This is a genomic window from Synergistaceae bacterium (genome assembly GCA_012521675.1).
GTDB lineage: Bacteria > Synergistota > Synergistia > Synergistales > Aminobacteriaceae > JAAYLU01.
Window position 1 is genome coordinate 1 of record JAAYLU010000051.1, and the last position, 17,930, is coordinate 17,930.

Sequence of the window (17,930 nt, forward strand, 5' to 3'; positions counted from 1 at the left end):
GGCCTGCCCCTCTTGCGATATGCCCTCGCGGGCTAGTATTTTCGCAATGGTCTTGAAGATGATCTTCATGTCGAGCGCGAATGAGATGTTATCCACGTACCAGACGTCGCAGGCGAACTTCTCCTCCCACGATATTGCGTTCCTGCCGTTAACCTGAGCCCAGCCGGTGATGCCGGGGCGGACCTCGTGTCTGCGGGCCTGCTCGGGGGAGTAGCGTTCAAGGTATTGCGTCAGGAGAGGTCTGGGCCCCACCAGGCTCATTTGCCCGCGCACGACGTTGAACAGCTCCGGCAGCTCGTCTATGCTGGTGCTGCGCAGGAACTGCCCGAACGGAGGCAGTCTCTTCGCATCGGGAAGCAGGTCCCCCTCCTCGTCGCGCTCGTCGGTCATGGTCCTGAACTTGTACATGGTGAAGATCCCGCCGCCGAGGCCGGGGCGCTCCTGTCTGAACAGGACCGGCGAGCCGAGTTTTACACGCACCAACAGCGCGACGACAAGCATCAGAGGCGATAACAAAACCAACAGAGCGAGCGACGCGACAAGGTCGAACGCCCGCTTGAAAAACGGGTAGATCAAGTGCGCACATCCTTTCGCGCATCGGTGGATTTCATGGGAATGATACCATAATGGGGGATTGAGGGGGAAGGGGCGGGATCCCTCGGGCTTTCGCGGCACTTACTCGCCAAGGTCACTCGTCGCAGCAGTCCTCCATCGGTTATAATCTCCCTCGGACGACTCGCGCGGGGGTTTCGCCCTCGCAATAATTATAGTGGGAGAGGATTACTATGCGCATCTGCGTGGTTGGCACCGGATATGTCGGGCTTGTGACCGGGGCGTGCTTTGCGGAGATCGGGCACGATGTCTGGTGCGTGGACGTCGACGAGCGGAAGATCGCCATGCTGCAGGAGGGGCGCATCCCCATCTACGAGCCGGGGCTGGAGGAGATCGTCAGGCGCAACTCGTCGCAGGGGCGGCTGCGCTTCACCACCAGCCTTAAGGAGGGTATGGAGAGCTCTCTGTTCATCTTCATCGCGGTGGGAACTCCGCCGGACAACGCGGGGGCGGCGGACCTGTCCTACGTCTGGAGCGTCGCGCGCGAGGTCGGCGACCATCTGGAGAGCTACAAGGTTGTGGTGACCAAGTCGACCGTGCCAGTGGGTACAACTCTGCGAGTGAAGCAGATAGTCGGCGAGAGGCTGGCGCTGCGCGGCAGGGCGGACCTGGAGTTCGACGTGGCCTTCTGCCCGGAGTTCCTGAAAGAGGGCAACGCGGTCGAGGACTTCATGAAGCCGGACCGCATCGTGGTCGGCACGGAGAACAACCGCACCGCGGAGCTGCTGAAGGAGCTCTTCTTCCTCTTCACCATGCGCGAGAACCGCATCCTCACCATGTCCATCCCGTCGGCGGAGCTGACCAAGTACGCGGCCAACGCCATGCTCGCCACCCGCATCAGCTTCATGAACGAACTGGCACGCTTCTGCGAGCGAGCCGGGGCGGACGTGGACGAGGTGCGGCTGGGGATGGGGTCGGACTCGAGAATCGGTTCGTCCTTTCTGTACGCAGGGGTGGGTTATGGTGGGTCGTGCTTCCCCAAGGACGTGAGGGCACTGATAGCCTCGGGGGACGAGGCGCAGTCGCAGTTTTCCATCCTGAAGGCCGTGGACGTGGTGAACCGGGAGCAGCGCGAGTGGTTTTTGCAAAAAATACTGGCTCACTACGGCGGCGACGTCTCCGGGCGACTCTTCGCGGTGTGGGGGCTGAGCTTCAAGCCGCAGACGGACGACGTGCGCGAGTCGCCCGCCCTCTACATCATCCCGAGGCTTGTCGAGGCGGGGGCGAGGATCAGGGCGCACGACCCGGTTGCGACCGGGAACGCGCGCGAGCGGCTTGCCGAGTTCGAGGGCTCGGTCGAGTACGTGGACGAGAACTACGAGGCGCTGGAGGGGGCGGACGCGCTCATTTTGATGACGGAGTGGCCCCCCTTCCGCAGGCCGGACTTTCAGAGGATGAAGGAGCTGCTGAAGCACCCGACGGTCTTCGACGGCCGCAACCAGTACAACCCGACGTCGATGCGCGCCGCGGGCTTCGACTACGTCTGCATAGGGCGCTGCCTGCCGGGGAGCTAGAGGCCCAGCCTCTCCAGCCGGTAGTCGTAGCTGGCGAATACTGTCATCCCGACTGTAGGAATCCCTCGTCGCTGACGCTCATCGGGATGGCAAAAAAGGCAGTGCGTCTGGGACGACAGGTATCGTCACTTCCCGAAAATAATCCTTGACGGACAGCATTTCTCATGCGATAATTCTTACGGAGGCTCGGCAGAGGGGAGACCGTCAAGGTTGAACCGAAAGCTTTGCCTCTTTTCCTTTCTCGCGTGATGAGTACAGGTCGTCCGCGTAAAAGATGCCGTAGCAGTCGGCGAACTTGTTTTCTCCGTATTCCAGCCCCTTCTTTATGTACTGCAAGCGGAAAAGCCAGTCCTCGAATCTATCCGAGAGCTCCTGTCTGAGTTCGCCCGAGTCGTCCAGGTGATTGATCCTGCGGAAGCCCCAGTTGATGGCGTATATGCAAATATCCGCAGCTTGTATGGCGTACACGAGGTCGGATTCGACAAAGAACGGCGTCGGAACAATACGGGTAGCGCGTTCACGCCCCTTTGCAGTGGAGGCGAAGTATCTTTCTATGCGTCGGATAAATTTTCTGTCGGCGCTTTTTTCAACCTTGTCCATGATCACAAGGCCCTCCGTACCGTTTTCCTCCAGCAAATAAAAGAAGCGCTCGAAGAGAAACACTTGGTCTTTGCGAAGAAACTCTTCGTAAAGAAAGCCTTCAGGTTTACTGACCCATCGAGGAACCATCGAAGCAATTATGACCGCCTCGTGATGATAAAGCTCCTCGAAAACTCTCCCCGCCATCATCAGGCACGCCTGCCCGTACGCGGTGAACTCTATCCTTGCAGGGGTAACCCCGGCTTTTCCTTTTGCCAGAAAGGATGCGACGTGTTTTTTTCGTTCTTAGTCGGACAGCGGAGTTTTGCACTGTTTGGCATGGCGCAGACGTTTCGGGCCGAGCAGCTTGGCTCCCTTGATCTCGTGTCCACAGTCACTCAAACGGCACCCGAAGCACTCCATCTCAATCCGCTGTAGGGACTGAATCAGTCGCCAAAGTCTTCCGATCCGAACTGCGAATCCACCCCGGACTTCAAACGGGCATGTAGTATGATCGTGACCGCTTTCGTCTACAAAGAACAACCAACTCATGGCATGAATCTCCTTTTCGTGCGAAGGAACACGCTCCTCGGGATAAGCGATCTACGTGAACGGAAAAAACGCCCGTTCGGTCATCTACTTAAGTCATCCCGAACGCAGTGAGGGATCTAGGTTGTAACTCTTCGCGGATGATCGTCGGGCGCTGCCTGCCGGGGAGCTACAGCCCCAGCCGCTCCAGCCGGTAGTCGCCGCTGAGGATCGAGTCGGTCCAGGCCTTGTTGTCCAGGTACCACTGAACCGTGCTGTCCAGGCCATGCTCGAAGGTCTCGACCGGCTTCCAGCCGAGCTCCCGTCCGATCTTCGCCGCGTCGATAGCGTAGCGCCTGTCGTGACCCGGTCTGTCTTCGACAAATGTGATCTGCTCCCGGTAGGGCTTTCCGTCGGGGCGAGGGCGCTTGCGGTCGAGGATGGCGCATATCTCCTCGACTATGGCCAGGTTCGTCCGCTCCGAGTCGCCGCCTATGACGTAGGTCTCGCCGGGGACTCCCCTCTCCAGGGCGGTCAGCAGCGCGCGGCAGTGGTCGTCCACGTGCAGCCAGTCGCGGACGTTGCCGCCGTCGCCGTACAGGGGGAGCGACTTGCCCGCCAGCGCGGTGAGTATCATGTGGGGGATGAGCTTCTCGGGGAACTGGCGCGGCCCGTAGTTGTTGGAGCAGTTGGTGATCACCGCCGGAAGGCCGTATGTGTGGAAGTAGGCCCTGACCAGGTGGTCTGACGAAGCCTTGGAGGCGGAGTAGGGGGAGCGGGGGTCGTAGGGCGTCTCCTCGTCGAAGCGTCCCTCGGGACCGAGCGAGCCGAAGACCTCGTCGGTGGAGACGTGCAGGAAGCGGAAGGCGCTTCCGCCCTCGTCGTTCAGGGAGAGGAAGTACCTTCGGGAGGCCTCCAGCAGCCGGAATGTCCCGAGGACGTTGGTCAAGATGAAGTCCTCTGGCGCAGAGATGGACCGGTCGACGTGGCTCTCCGCCGCCAGGTGCATCACCGAATCGGGAGAGTGTCCCTCCAGCGCGTCGCGAAGCAGCGGCGCGTTCTTGATGTCGCCCTTGATGAAAGTGTAGCGTGGATGGCCCTCCAGATCCGCCAGAGAGGAGCGGTTGCCCGCGTAAGTAAGAGCGTCGATGTTGACCACACGGTACCCGTCGGCGAGCGCCATCCTCACGAGGTTGGACCCGATGAAGCCGCACCCGCCGGTAATCAGCAGTCCCTTCAACTTGCATCCCACCTTGCTGTTCGTTATGTAAGACAGCACCATTAAAGCGCACCGGGGGGGAGTTGGCAAGTTCGGGAGGATTAGGAAGGCGGCCAGAAACATGCCGCCTAGCGATCGGCACTAACGGAAAAACGCCCGTTCGGTCGCCTGCTTACCGCGCTGCGCGCGCTCGGGATGACAATTGCCGCGAGCTCCTCGGGGCGACTAAAGATTGGTTTCCCGGCTTGCCCGGGAAGCTTTATTTCCGAGAAGCGAGCCTGTTTCTTATTCTTTCAAACTCCTGGCAGGCCAATACCAGAGATTCCGGCGGGTTTTTCAATTGCCTGTTGTTTCTGCAATCGTCCGAGAGCGCATCGATAAACACATGAGCCTCCTTGCTTTCCGAGATCCGTCCGAATTCGGCTTTGTATGAATGCTTGTCGTTTTCATTTACTATCTCATCATGCAACCAGGCTATCCAAGTCTCGATATGCCATTTCGGAATGATGAAGACTATTGGTTCGTCGCACCGACGAGAGGGATGAAGCCGTGATTCAAGCGAGCTCCTTGCACGTTCAACCGGCAATTCGTCGGCATCGTGCATTACTATCAGAATTGTCGAGGCGCTCCTTTTTCGCAAAGCCGCAGCCTCTTTGGCAAAGTTGTCCGTAACGAACCTTTTGCCGGAGCCTTTGCCGGACGGGTAGCTCGGGACGCGTATTGCACGGTGCTTTACGCCCCAACCCCTGGTCAGGAATCGTTTTGCGAATATCTCGTGAGCCTTGTCCTCGCAAAGTATTACTATCTGAGACGCCTTACTCATTCTCCCAACCTCGAGCCATGACCTCGGCCGGAGTAATTCCCTCCACCACAGGGAAGGGCACGGCTTCCACATGAGAGCCCTCTTTGCGCGAGAACCACAGCTCCTCGCCCCTGGCCATTCGGTTCACAACTTCCGGGTGGTGGGAGATGATAATCGCCTGCCGGTCGAACTCGTCGCACATCGAGTTCAGGTTATCAAGCCAAGGCTGAATCTCGCGCATGGAGATGAAATTGTCGGGCTCGTCGATGAACACAGAGCTGAAGACCCCCAGCCTCAACGCCTCAAGAACGGTGTAGAGGAGCACCAACTGTCGCTGACCGTCGGAGAGCTCAGCGAAGTCGAAGGCATAGTCATTGTCCGTTATTCGAAACGTAGCCATCAATCTGCGAAACTCTCCGCTCTCTTTGAGGCTCAGCTGTCCGAAACCGGGAAGGACGTCTTCCAATTGCCGTTTAGCTTCGTAACCGATGGCGGGCCACTCCTGCAGTACGTGTCTGTACCATCGGGCGAAGTTCTCCCCGTGCTCGGACAGTAGACGGGATTCCGAGAGGGCGGTTTCCTGCATCGCCATTGGGACTGGATGAATCAGGAGGATCTTTTCCAGCTCTTCTCTGAAACGCACCAAGGGCACGTTGTCGTCTCTTTTTGCGACCGTCGGAATGACCGAACGCGACCAGTCCGCCGGGAAGGATGCCCCCTGTTCCACTTTTTCGGTAGTTCGGTTCTGCCTGAACAGATGCGCCTCGTGTCCGTCGAACAGGAAAAACCTAGAGCCGTTCCACAGTAGTTCTTCCCGGGCGATGCGCCTTTTGCCCTCCGCCGGGGAGTGCTCGACGACAATGCTGTAGTCGTATCTTTCGCCCTCTATCGTCAGTACAAGGCCTACCGTCTGTTCCCGCCGCTTGTCCCATGCCGTGAGAGCGCGGGGATCAAAGACATCGTCGACATGGGCGCCTCGCATCAGTCTTTGGATGGATCTTATGGCGTGAAGCACCGAGGACTTGCCAGAGCCATTGTCCCCAAGCCACAACTGAAAGCTTTTTGGCCTTACCCGGAAATTGACCAGGCAATTGTAGTTGTCGATGTAGATTTCGTTTATCACTCGATTCACCTACCCATTCGGCTGTTTAGGATTCCGCCGGGTGGAGCCTTGGCGAAAGCTCGCCAAGATCCCTCCGGTGCTGCGCACCGTTCGGGATGACAAAAAAACACGCTACGCACCGGAGGAATCTCAACCGCCTGGTGCGTTCAGCTTTGCGTGCGGGATGATGCGCTGCAGGGCGGTGCGGATCGCTGGTTCGTCTTCGGCCTCGGCGGCCGATCTCAGTTCGTCCAGCAGGTCGTCGAAGCCGGGCGGCAGATCGTTGTCTCTCGCTATGAAAATCTTGCTGAACCTCGACGCGTCCGTCCCCTCCTCCGCCGTCAGCAGCTCCTCGAACAGCTTCTCCCCCGGTCGGATGCCGGAGTAGACTATCTCCACATCCTTCCCCGGCTCCAGCCCCGACAGCCGTATCAGGTCCGCAGCGAGGTCCTCTATCCGCACCGGCTCGCCCATGTCCAGCACGAACACCGCGCCGTTTCGTCTCATCCCGCCCGCCTGCAGTACAAGCTGCGCCGCCTCGGGGATTGTCATGAAAAACCGCGTCATGCCCGGATCGGTCACAGTCAACGGGCCGCCGCGGCGAATCTGCTCCTTGAACGTCGGGATCACGCTCCCCCGGCTGCCGAGCACGTTGCCGAAGCGCACCGACACGAACGCCCTTCCGTCCGTAGCCAGCCCCGCCGCGTCGCGGACAATCATCTCCGCAACTCGCTTCGACGCGCCCATCACCGAGGTCGGGTTCACCGCCTTGTCCGTCGAGATGTTGACGAACACCTCCGTACCTGAATCCAGCGATGCGGCCACCAGGTTCGCCGTGCCGAATACATTGTTCAGCACCGCCTCCTCCGGATTGCTCTCCATCAGAGGCACATGCTTGTGAGCCGCCGCGTGAAACACCACCTGCGGACGAAAGCGCTCGAAGGCGCGCATCAGCCTCTCGCGATTACGCACGTCCGCCACCACCGTATCGAACGGCGTTCCAACGCCCGACACCGTCAGCTCCTGTTCCAGCTGAAACAGGCTGTTCTCCCCCCGCCCCAGCAGCACCAGCCGTCCGGGCGAAAAGGGCAGCAACTGCCGGACGATCTCCGACCCGATCGACCCCCCCGCCCCCGTCACCAGCACAGTCCGCCCCTCGACGAACTCCGCTATCTCCTCCAGCCGCAGCACCACAGGCTCACGGTTCAACAGATCCTCCACCCGAACCTCGCGAATGTGCGAGATGCTGACCTTCCCCGACAGAACCTCCAGCATCGCCGGCACGATCCGCGCCGGCGCCCCCGCCCGCCGCGCCATGTCCAGCACCGAGCGGACGACCTCCCCACGCGCCGACGGAATCGCGATCAGCACCTCGTCCACCGAGTGATCCTGTACCACGCCCTGCAGCGCGTGAAGCGGCCCAAGCACCGGCAATCCCAGAAACGTGACCGTCCTTTTCGCCGGGTCGTCGTCCAGAAACCCCACCGGCTCCAGCCCCGCCTCCGGGTGACGAAGCATCTCGCGCGCGATCAGCACCCCCGCGTCCCCCGCCCCCGCGATCAGCACCCGCCTTGCCTCCGGGCGCGCCTTTCCCCCCTCCTGGAAAAGCCGCGACAGCGCCCGAGCCCCGCCCCACAGAAAGACCGTCACAAGCCCGTCGATAAGCGGGATGCTCCGCGGCAGCGGAAAGTAGGGCCGTCCCAGTAAAAACGACGCCCCCGACGTCATCACCGTGAAAAGAATCGCGCACTGCCCGATGCGCACCAGGTCGCTCATCCCCACGTTCTGCCACGACTGTCGGAAGAGCGAGAAATACCAGTTCAGAGCGACCTTGAGCAGCCCGGAAATCATTATGTATGGAAGAAGCGACCCGGCGTACAGATAAGGCAGAGGCAGGCCGAGTCGAAGCGCAAACGCAGCCCACGCCCCGAAGAAGCCCAGCGCCGTATCCATCAAAAGCTTTATGGCGCCCGAGCGCCGTCTGAAAAAGGGAAGCATGGAGGACCTCCTGCCGCGATGATCGAGAGAAGTAGCCGAGGACATTATATCAGAGGGGGGAGGCTAACCCTGTCATCCCGACTCTTGGAATCCCTCGTCGCTTCGCTCCTCGGGATAAGCGATCGACACGAACGGGAAAACCGCCCGTTCGGTCGCCTGCTTATGTCATCCCGAGCGAAGCGAGGGATCTCGCTTTCCCCCTGCTATAATTACTAGTTGTATATATTTAATCTCACGTACACTCTTAATGATAGCCTGTCATGACGGCGAAAACTGAACAGGAGGCGTGAAAATGGCAGAGTTTATTCCGATGAAGTCGTCCGCGGCTTTCAGGCTCAACGCGGGCGTCGACCAGACCACTGGCAAGGCGGTAGTGAAGAGCGTGTCGATTCGCGGGGTGGACCCGGAGATCGGCGCCGACGGGCTGGAGGCTGTAAGCGACGCAGTCTCCCCACTCTTCGAGCATCCGGTAATCACGATCGAGAAGACCGTCACAGAGCTTCTCGATGTGGACTAGGGAGGTGACGGTACATGGCCAAGACTCTCAGGATGAAATTCACCACGATGGAGGGCAGGAGCCGCACCCTTTCGCTGAACCACCCGCGGGGCGACGTGACCGCCTCCGAGGTCGAGGACGCGATGGAGGCGATGATGGACGAGGACTTCCTCGCCGAGGGAATATCCGCCATAGCGGGCGCTGACATAGTGGACCGCACGGTGACCACACTCTTCTAGCGGCCTGACCGGGACACCGGGGGGAGGGAAGCCCCTCCCCCCTTCGGCATTATCAAGGAGGATCGAACATGGACGAACTTATCGCAACGATGATGCAGAGCGGCTTCTCCGTCGCGGTCGCGGCCTACCTGCTGGTCCGCATGGAGAGGCGGCTGGAGGAGCTTACCCTTGCGATACGCGGACTGCACGCAGCCATAAGCGGCTCGACGACGAGGGCCGAGCCGTGAGCGGGACAATCGACAGGCTCAACGACCTGAAAATCAGCGAGCACTTCGCCCTTCGGGAGTTCGAGTGCCGCTGCTGCCGCCGTGTAATGCTCTCCCCCGCGCTGTTGGTGCGGCTGGAGGCCCTGCGCGCCCTGTGGGGAAAGCCCGTGGTGATAACCAGCGGCTACCGATGTCCTAGCCACAACCAGACGGTCGGGGGCGTGCCCAACAGCCTTCACACAAAGGGCAGGGCCGCAGACATAGCCGCGGAGAGGCGCGAGCAGGATGCCGTCGCTGCCATGGCGCGCCGAGTCGGCTTCGACTCGATGATAACCTACGGCGCCCGGAACTTCATCCACCTGGGGGTGAAGTGAACTGAGTTGGAGCAGGACGCGGTTGGAGGAGGAGCTGGCGCGCTTCACACCGCTGGTGATGGCGACCGCGCGCAGATACACGGGGCGAGGCGCGGAGTTCAACGACCTGGCGCAGGAAGGGTACCTGGCGCTGCTGGAGCTGATACCCCTCTGCCCCGCCCCGGAGCGACTGCCGGCCTACCTGAAAAGCCGCCTACCCGGAAGGGTGCGCACGGCGGCGAGAAGATGCTGGCGGTGCGCGGAGATCTCGGCCGGGTCGGTCGAGGAGCTGGAGGGGACGGCGAACGAGCCGCGGGCGAGTCAGGCCGACCCGGACGGGACGATGGACCTTGAGAGGCTGCTGACCCCCGAGGAGATGCGAGTGGCGCGAATGCTCGCCGATGGCTACACCCAGTCCGAGGTGGCGACGGAGCTGGGAGTGACCCAGCAGGCGGTGAGCAGAAGAGTGGCGAGGATGAGGGAGAGGGTGAGACGAGATCCCTCCGGTGCTGTGCACCGTTCGGGATGACAGAATGGGCTGCGCACCGTTCGGGATGACATAAGCAGGCGACCGAACGAGCGTTTTTCCGTTCGAGTCGTTCGCTTAGGCGGCATGCACCTGGCCGCCTTCCTACAGCACCGTTCGGGATGACGATGAAAAAAGGGGCCGGTGTTAGGCCGGCCCTTTGCTCGGGGAATGAAATGCACTGGGTTGATCTCGTTGCCAACGGGCGAAGTGGACAAGTCACCCATATTGTAGCGGATAGCTTAGCACTGTTGTGCTGATAGGTAGTCGGCAATTTTACGCGTAGAGCGGTAGGTGTTTTATGAAGGGGGAGTAGAGAGGGATTGGCAGAGTTCTTGAGGTCCCTCCCTTCGGTTCGGGACGACAAGAGACGGCTGGACAACAAAAAGGCGGGGCAAAATGCCCCGCCTTGTTTGTTGCCTTGTGTTTCCGGATAGTCTCCTAAGAGTCCCTACTTCTTAAGAAGAAACAGGGGAGCAAGAAGGAGAACCGCCGCAGGCGCGAAGCCGACCGAGCATCCACCGCTGCTGCCGTGGCCGCCGGGCTCCGGAGCCACGACCGTGATCGTGACTTCCTTCTCGAGTCCGCCCTCAACCTCTTCACCTTCGTCGTCGACCTGGAAGAAGCGGATCGTCGCCTCGCCAACATTCTTCCCGGTGACACCGAGAACTATGGTGTTGGAGAGCTGTGCGGCCTCGACCTCTTCCTCGTCCTCTTCGACTTTGACGACTTCGATGACTTCGTCCTCGTCGATTACCTTGTAACCGATCTCGAACTCCTCGTCCTCGCCATCCTCAAGGGCGGCGACCATGTCCACGTAGGCGGTCAGCACATTGTACCCGCCAACTTCGAGCGTCGTCTGGCCGTCCACCACGATTCCGGGCTCCATGGGCGCAACAGCGCCGAATACCACGAACGCGGGCGAGAACCAGACCTGGTTGTTGCTGAGCGGGTTGAACTTGTCGTTGTCGAACTCGCCGTTGTCCCTGGCCGCAAGGGCTACGAAGTAGACGCCTTCCTCGAACGCCTCGTCCGCGGGCACTATTACCTGCTCGTGCCTGTTTGTGGCGTGCGGCTTCAGGATCGCGAAGTGTCCCTCGGTAAGATCCAGGTAGTTAGTTGCGAGTTCGTATGGAACCTTGTCGCCGGCCTCAGGGCCGCTAACGTCGAACACCTGGACATCGGCAGGGGTCTTGCCGACGAAGTCGGCTACCGGAAGCTCCATCTCGCCATCGCCGAGGCGGATCGTGAACATCACGAGAGCCGTCTTTTCAGCGGGCACCGAGCCGGCGCGAACCGCGGGAAGCTTGAAGACAGGAGCCGAGCCGAAGCCGTAGGCTTCCACCACTTCATCGGTGACGAAGTGCATGTAGTTCCAGTTCTCCATGGCTTCAAGCACGGCATCCGGGTATCCAGAATCAACACCCATGTTCGCAGGTCTGCCGGAGATAGCGTCGGCAAGGAACGGATCGCGGGTGAAGCCGTCGTAGCGCTGCTCAGCGTTCGGGCGGTTGCCAAGCACCCAGCCGAAACGGGGCTCCACGCCGTCGGGATAGCCGCAGCAGAGGTTCGGGGTCTTGACAAACGGCCTCTCGCCGACAACTATGTGCAGTCCGCCGATGACTTCTTCGAATCCGGAGCGAGCGTCCGCGACATCCCACGGATCCTGCTTCTTGACCGCGACAAGCGCGAAGTACTGCATCCAAAGCCACTCAACGTCGCAGGTTCTGTCGGTGGGGCATATGGTGCCGTCTGAAGCAAGTGCTCTGTCGCCCGCCTGAATCACATGATCCGGGCCTACGACAAAGTCGCGGTCTGCGCTTGTGTCGCGCAGTACAACGGCAAAAGTGTTCTTCCTGAGCTGGGACGCGGAGTAAACCTGAGTGAGCTCGCCCTGCCAGTCTCCGGCGTTGGCCTCGACCTTTATGACGTTGAGGTCGCTTGCCTTGAGGCCCTTGTACAGGTCGTTGTCAAGGCGGACCATGACCGCGACCGTGTCGGGCTCCCCTCCGAGACCGGACATGTCAAGATCTGTGCTGTAGATTCTGTCAGCGCTCCAGACGAAGACCGACGTCATGGTCTCCTGACCGATGGTGAACGGGTCGTCGTCAGTGCCAACGTTGGTGCCAGGGTTGGCGAAGAGCGCGTGGCTTATGTTGCGCGCCTCAATACGCGGAACCGCATAACCGTAATGCGTTTCTCCGTCTGCCGGCTTTTCGGTCGGGGTGCGGTCGTACACGCCCCACGGCCCGTCGTATGTGCTGCGGTCTGGTAAATCCCACACGTTGATACGGTCGGGTGCAAAGAACTTTTTGGCATCCTTGTACCACGCCTGACCGATAGGGTCTTCTTCGTCGCCGCAAATGTCCATCAGCGTTCCGGTCATCATCGGTATTGCGCGCCACACCGCGGTCGACTCGGCCTGCTGCAGGTCGAGGGCCTTCCCGCCGGCCTGACCGAGGACTTTCTGCTTATCCGAGAAATAACCGGGCGTTACTTTCGTATCTGACACTCCCACCCGGTGCCCTTCATCATCGAAGAATTTTCCATACTCATCCTCGACCGTGTATCCCACTCCGATGCTGCGCGGACTGTAACGGTTGCCCCCGCCTACGGAATTGCCGCGGTCGAACACCTCGTAATCTTCTGACAGAAGGTGCGATATCGGGCGGATTGTCTGGTGCAGGTTGTTGAGGTCCGTCCCCGCGTCGATGATCTTCGTGTCGTAGGCGAAGGACGCCCCGGCCGCCAGCAGCAATACGAGCGCCGCTACCAAAAGCTTTCTCAAAACTACCACCTCCATGATGTTATGTGAAGCAGTTGCCTTTGCTGCTAAACCTCTGGTTTGTAGCCTCTTTGCATCACCTCCGCGGTAAATTTCGGTCTGAAATGCCGTGAAACCCAGAATATCGCCTTCCCCGCGGGCGATAAAGCGAATTTTACCAGAGCGGTACGGGTCTGGCAAGACCCCTCTAGGTAAAAATACGGATTATCCCCTGAGTAGAAAGACTACACCCTCTTTGAAGCCTTGTCAACACCTTTTCGGGGAAAAGGGGCGGGTTGTGCGTAATGACGGGGGGCCTTATAATTGCCGCAGGTTGCAAATGGATGCGAATATGGTCGAGAGGGGGCTGTCGATGGCGCGCGCTAAGGGAAAGGGCGGAAAGGGAGGGCGGAGGGCGACTGATCCTCTGCGGGCCATGCCGATGGCACCGCGATGGCTCACTGTCGCGGTGTTATGCACTTCGTTAACTCTGCCGAATATTGTATTCTCAGGAAGGTTCTTCTACTCCCCGCTTCACCTGGCGAAGTGGGCGGTCGCGCTTTTCCCGCTTGCCCTGCTGGGGGCGGTCGCGGGGTGGCGGCTGCTGTTGAAGGGGCCGAAGAGGTCGCCCTTCAAGCCGGATTCTTTTGCTGTGGTGTGGCTGCTGCTGTTGCTGCACTGCGCGCTTCAGCCCCTGTGGACGGATGTTCGTTCGCCGGTCGGGCTGGTGCGGGAGTGGCTATTTTTCGGCGGCGTCTGGCTGACGTACGTGCTGGCACTTAACCTGGCGGACAGAAGGCTGCTGGACGCGGTGCTGTGGGGCGGGGTTTTATGCGCGGCGGCAAGCGTTCTGCTGGCGGAGATGCAGATGCACGGAGCTACGGGTATCTGCCCCCGCCTGTTTTATTCGTCCGCTAAAGCTTACCTGGCGAACACGGGGCAAAGGAATATGCTGGCTCTGTGGCTGGCCATCGGCGGGGCAAGCTCGGCGCATCTGGCGCTGTCGGGTGATCGGGGGCGTTTTGCTCGGTGGACGGCGGCGGGGCTGTTCACGGTCATCTCTTTCGGTTTGATCAGGACGAACAGTCTCTCCGGGTTGCTGGGGCTTTCCGCAGCGCTTGTCGTCATGCTGCTCTTCCGGCTGCGGGCGTCTGGGAGGAGTCTGCTACGGTCGGCTATGCCTTTCATACTCGTAGGCGCGGCGGCGGCGGCGTTCATAGCCCTGTCGCCCTCGGGGGGCAAGGCCGGCGCGCTGAGGTGGAAGTTCTCGTATTACGCGTCGCGCATCCGCTCCATCGGCAGTTTGAAGCCGTGGACCGTGCTGGGAGAGAGGGACACGATCTGGGCTACGACCTTCACCATGATCGGAGAGAGGCCGATTCGGGGCTTCGGGCTGGGACAGTACAAGTGGAACTATCTTCATGCGCAGTGGGAGGCGTTGAGGCGCTGGCCGCATCTTCCCTGGGGGTACACCCAGTGGGCACACAACGAGTTTCTACAGTGGCTTGCGGAGGCGGGGGCGGCGGGGGCGGCGATAATGCTCTTTCTGTGGCTGTGGTGGCTGTGGGCGCTTGTTCGGGCGCTGATCAGGAGGTCCCCCCTGTCGCAGGAGGCGGTGTGGGGGTGCTCGTTGGTAGCGCTGTTCGGCGTCAACGCTATGTGGACTCGCCCGTTTCACAGGATAGAGAACGCCGTTTGGCTGGCGCTGGCGTTCGCGGTGGCCAACAGGGAGCTGCTTGGGGCTCTATTCCCCGTTCGGTGGCGTGAGAGGGCGCGCACCCTGGCAAGGCCGTTCGGGGCGGTCGTCTGCCTGGGCTCGGTGGCGGGTTTGCTCTACCTGGCGGACGGTGTCAGGGGGGATCGAATCCTGAGGCTGGCGAGGCAGGAGGTCAATCCGATGGAGAGGTACGACCTGCTGGATGCCGCATGGAGAAGTCCTATGGTGCGCGACTTGGCGGAGACGGAGCTGGCGTACTTTTTCATACAGTTTGGGGAGGTGCAGAAGGATCCCGACCTGATTGCCGAGGGAGTGAATCGCATGATAGATGTCTTCGAGAGCAGGCCCCATATCAAGGAGCTGGGCGTTCTGCGGGACTGGGCGGTGAAGCTGAAGCACGGGGATCTGGCAAGGTATGTCTCCTTCTTCTCGGACATTCCGGCGGACCTGGCGGAGGCGGGGGAATGAGGACGAGCGCACTCGACTTCGGGCTTCCGGTTCCGCGCAGGTTCGCGGCTCTTTGCTTTTTTACTGCCCTTGTTCTGCCGAACCTGGTCTTCTCGGGAGTGTACTTCTACAATACGCTGCACCTGATGAAGTGGACGGTAGCTATGGTGCCTCCGACGGTTCTGGGGGTTTTCGTCTTCTTCCGGGTGGCTAGGCGGGGCACGAAGGCCACGGGCTTCCACCTGGACGGGTTTGCGACCGTTTGGCTGGCGCTTCTGCTTTATATGACGGTGCAGCCGCTGTGGGCGAGGGTCCGCTCTATGGACGGGCTGTACCAGGAGTGGTTCTTTCTGTCGCTATCGTGGATGGTCTACGTGCTGTTCACCCTGGGCGCGGACGAACGGATTACCAGGGCTTGTCTGTGGGGTGGGCTTGTGAACGCGGTGGTGAACGTCGTATTCGCGGAGATGCAGATCCGCGGACTGAACGAGCCTTTTCACTTCATAATACCCGCTCCCTTCCATTATATCGGCAACACCGGGCAGCAGAACATGCTGGCTCTGTGGCTGGCGATGAACTGCGTCGGCGGGAGCTTTCTGCTGATGATGGAGGATAGGAGGAAGGCGAGGGCCGTAGCGGGGGCTCTGCTGGCGGTGTGTTTCTGGGGGCTGCTGCAGTCGACAAGCCGCTCGGGGGTGCTGGCGTTTGCGACGGGGTTTATGGTCCTTTCGGCGTTTTTTCTACGAACGGGGGGAAAGAAACGGCTTGTCAGGGTGCTTTTAACAACTGCGCTGTTGGTATGGGTCGGCGTGCTGAACCTGGCTATAAGCGACCGCATCGCCACCCTGGGGCGCAAGTTCGAGGAGATGCTGGAGCAGCCCACCTCCTTGGCGAACAGGGCGAGCATCTGGGCCACGTCGTGGACGATGTTCGCCCGGAAACCGGTGAGGGGCGTCGGACTGGGGCAGTACAAGTGGAACTATCTGCACTCCCAGAGGGAGATGCACAAAAGATGGCCGCACTCGGATTGGATGTATACCCACTGGGCGCACAACGAGTTTCTGCAGTGGTTTGCGGAGGGCGGTATCGTCGGGGGCGCGTTGATGCTCTTTCTGTGGGGATGGTGGGCGTGGTCGGCTTGGCTGGCCTTTTGGCGGAAGACGTCGCTGTCGCCGGAGGCCTGCTGGGGGAATGCCATGGTGGCGTTGTTCGGGTTCAACGCGATCTGGACGCGGCCGTTTCACAGGATAGAGAATGTGCTCTGGCTAGTGATGGCCTTCGCCCTGGCGAACAGGGAACAGCTGAGGCCGCTGTTTCCCCTGCCCTCGCCGAAGCGCTTCGAGAAGGGCGGGAGGCTGCTGGCGGGGGCCGTGTGCGCTTTCTCATTGGCGGGACTGCTGTTCTTCGCCAACGGAATCCGGGCGGACAGGCTGATGAGGCTCTCCACGATGGTGGAGGGGGACTACTTCGATCCGAGGGTGCAGGAGGAGTACACGGGCTATCTGCACAGAGCCACCGGCTCCGCAATGACGCGACACGAGGCTCGTTTGAACCTGGCGTACAATAAAGTGGTCATTGGAGAGTCCAGCAGGAATACGGACATGATCGTGGAGGGGCTGCGGGAGCTTGTCTCCTGCTTCGAGAGGGAGCCGCACCAGAGCGAGCTGCACTACCTCCTGGCATGGGCGCCGCGCCTGGGGAAGAAGGATTTCACCGAGTACTTCGAGTCCTTCGGATACGATCCTGAGAAGCACGCGAGGAAGGTCGGTAGCGGCAAGTGAAGGGCGTGAGGAGGAAGGCGGCTAAGTGCATTCCGCCTTCCGATAATGTCATCCTGAGGAGCGAAGCGACGTAAGCAAACGACAGGCGCAGCGAAGCGAGCCTTGTCGATCGCTATCCCGAGGCCGGAGGCCCGAGGGGAAGGATCTTGGCTTTTGCGGAAAGGCAAAGGCAAGGGCGAGATCCCTCGGCTATGAAACCGCCTCGGGATGACATAAAGAAGCGTTCGTTCGGGATGACACCACACCGCCTCGGGATTGCAATAACGCCAAGGCGGGGCTGAAGCCCCGCCTTGGCGTTTATTTTACCGCGAGTTGCGTTACTTCTTCAGAAGTAAGAACAACGGGGCCACCAGGAGAAGCGCCACTGGCTCAAACGCTCCCGTGCTGCATCCGCCGCCGCCTCCCCTGTGGGTTCCCGTGCTCACGCAGACAAATGACGGGTCGCTGATACGGGCCGCCGCCGGGTTGAGGTCGAATGGGCCTCCGTCACGGATCGCAAGGGCTAGGTAGTAAGTCTCGCCCGAGCTAAGCACTTCGTCGGACCTCAAGAAGGTGGCCCTGTCGGAGCGGACTATGCCGAATTTGCCGTCCGCCAGCTTTGAAGGATCATCCACGAAGGTGAAGGGCTTGGATTGGGAGGCGGACGTGGAGACGACCTTCACAGGCATCACCAGGCCGGCCTTGTGGCCCGCAGGGTCATCGACTGGAAGCGGGAAGAGGAAGACGGCGGAGACACCTGCCTCCGAGACGGACGCCGTGAAGACGGGCAGCTTGAGGTAGGCGCCCGAAACCACGCTGTTCCCCAAATGGGACAGGTTGTTCTCCAGGACGCTTTTCTTCAGCGTCAAGTAGTGACCTGCGGAGGAAGCAAGCTCCACCGTTTCCGCTGCCGCGTCGTTAAGCCCTGATTCGGCTATCGTGGCGGGAAGGGTGGCCTGAGGCGCCTCAAACCCGGGAGGCAGCGGGAATGCCGGGATCACCGGCTGGAATGAGGAGACTGCGACGTTCGCCTGGCCCTTCTCATCGTTGCCGTCGGCGCTGGTGGCA

Annotated in this window: 16 protein-coding genes; 8 read left to right on the forward strand and 8 right to left on the reverse strand. The window is 60.6% G+C overall.

All coding sequences use genetic code 11. The annotated features are described in order from the left end of the window. The coding region (locus GX181_05485; GenBank protein NLM71393.1) for a sugar transferase at positions 1–576 on the reverse strand (576 nt) is incomplete at its 3' end. Between the two features lie 209 nt (positions 577–785). Here GX181_05485 and GX181_05490 point away from each other — a divergent pair. After that, on the forward strand, positions 786–2,126 hold the full coding sequence (locus tag GX181_05490; GenBank protein ID NLM71394.1) for a UDP-glucose/GDP-mannose dehydrogenase family protein: 1,341 nt from the start codon (positions 786–788) through the stop codon (positions 2,124–2,126). Between the two features lie 204 nt (positions 2,127–2,330). Here GX181_05490 and GX181_05495 read toward each other — a convergent pair whose 3' ends face one another. The 5 genes from GX181_05495 to GX181_05515 all read right to left on the reverse strand — a co-directional run bounded on the left by GX181_05495 (position 2,331) and on the right by GX181_05515 (position 8,354). Then, positions 2,331–2,915: a DUF3800 domain-containing protein gene (locus GX181_05495; protein NLM71395.1), complete on the reverse strand. Its 585-nt coding sequence runs from the start codon at positions 2,913–2,915 to the stop codon at positions 2,331–2,333. 508 nt (positions 2,916–3,423) lie between these two features. Beyond that, positions 3,424–4,473 (reverse strand): dTDP-glucose 4,6-dehydratase, encoded by a 1,050-nt coding sequence (rfbB, locus tag GX181_05500; GenBank protein ID NLM71396.1) that lies wholly within the window; start codon positions 4,471–4,473, stop codon positions 3,424–3,426. Between the two features lie 238 nt (positions 4,474–4,711). Beyond that, positions 4,712–5,275, reverse strand: a complete 564-nt coding sequence (locus tag GX181_05505) for a hypothetical protein (GenBank protein ID NLM71397.1) — start codon at positions 5,273–5,275, stop codon at positions 4,712–4,714. Continuing rightward, a complete protein-coding gene (locus GX181_05510; protein NLM71398.1) occupies positions 5,268–6,377 on the reverse strand; it encodes an ATP-binding protein in 1,110 nt (369 codons plus the stop codon). The genes GX181_05505 and GX181_05510 overlap by 8 nt, the downstream gene beginning before the upstream one ends. A gap of 129 nt (positions 6,378–6,506) precedes the next feature. After that, entirely contained in the window at positions 6,507–8,354 is a 1,848-nt protein-coding gene (locus tag GX181_05515) for a polysaccharide biosynthesis protein (GenBank protein ID NLM71399.1), read from the reverse strand. A gap of 292 nt (positions 8,355–8,646) precedes the next feature. Between GX181_05515 and GX181_05520 the strand changes: the two genes are divergently transcribed. The 5 genes from GX181_05520 to GX181_05540 all read left to right on the forward strand — a co-directional run bounded on the left by GX181_05520 (position 8,647) and on the right by GX181_05540 (position 10,177). Then, the gene (locus GX181_05520; GenBank protein ID NLM71400.1) at positions 8,647–8,871 is read left to right on the forward strand and encodes a hypothetical protein; all 225 of its coding nucleotides are present in this window, start codon (positions 8,647–8,649) and stop codon (positions 8,869–8,871) included. 14 nt (positions 8,872–8,885) lie between these two features. After that, positions 8,886–9,089 (forward strand): DUF2922 domain-containing protein, encoded by a 204-nt coding sequence (locus GX181_05525; GenBank protein ID NLM71401.1) that lies wholly within the window; start codon positions 8,886–8,888, stop codon positions 9,087–9,089. Positions 9,090–9,157: 68 nt separating this feature from the next. After that, positions 9,158–9,316, forward strand: a complete 159-nt coding sequence (locus tag GX181_05530) for a YvrJ family protein (GenBank protein NLM71402.1) — start codon at positions 9,158–9,160, stop codon at positions 9,314–9,316. A gap of 8 nt (positions 9,317–9,324) precedes the next feature. Continuing rightward, positions 9,325–9,669, forward strand: a complete 345-nt coding sequence (locus GX181_05535; protein NLM71403.1) for a peptidase M15 — start codon at positions 9,325–9,327, stop codon at positions 9,667–9,669. A gap of 22 nt (positions 9,670–9,691) precedes the next feature. Continuing rightward, entirely contained in the window at positions 9,692–10,177 is a 486-nt protein-coding gene (locus tag GX181_05540) for a sigma-70 family RNA polymerase sigma factor (GenBank protein NLM71404.1), read from the forward strand. A gap of 448 nt (positions 10,178–10,625) precedes the next feature. Here the strand turns inward: GX181_05540 and GX181_05545 are convergent, their stop codons facing one another. Continuing rightward, the gene (locus GX181_05545) at positions 10,626–12,977 is read right to left on the reverse strand and encodes an SYNERG-CTERM sorting domain-containing protein (GenBank protein ID NLM71405.1); all 2,352 of its coding nucleotides are present in this window, start codon (positions 12,975–12,977) and stop codon (positions 10,626–10,628) included. Positions 12,978–13,278: 301 nt separating this feature from the next. Between GX181_05545 and GX181_05550 the strand changes: the two genes are divergently transcribed. Both GX181_05550 and GX181_05555 read left to right on the forward strand, forming a co-directional pair. Next, positions 13,279–15,123, forward strand: a complete 1,845-nt coding sequence (locus GX181_05550) for an O-antigen ligase family protein (protein NLM71406.1) — start codon at positions 13,279–13,281, stop codon at positions 15,121–15,123. Beyond that, positions 15,120–16,883 carry an O-antigen ligase family protein gene (locus GX181_05555; protein NLM71407.1) on the forward strand — a complete coding sequence of 588 codons (1,764 nt, stop codon included), beginning with the start codon at positions 15,120–15,122 and terminating at the stop codon, positions 16,881–16,883. Before GX181_05550 ends, GX181_05555 begins: the two co-directional genes overlap by 4 nt. 317 nt (positions 16,884–17,200) lie before the next feature. On the opposite strand, the gene GX181_05560 is transcribed toward GX181_05555, so the two are convergent. After that, on the reverse strand, positions 17,201–17,930 hold a 730-nt coding region (locus tag GX181_05560), incomplete at its 5' end, for an SYNERG-CTERM sorting domain-containing protein (GenBank protein NLM71408.1).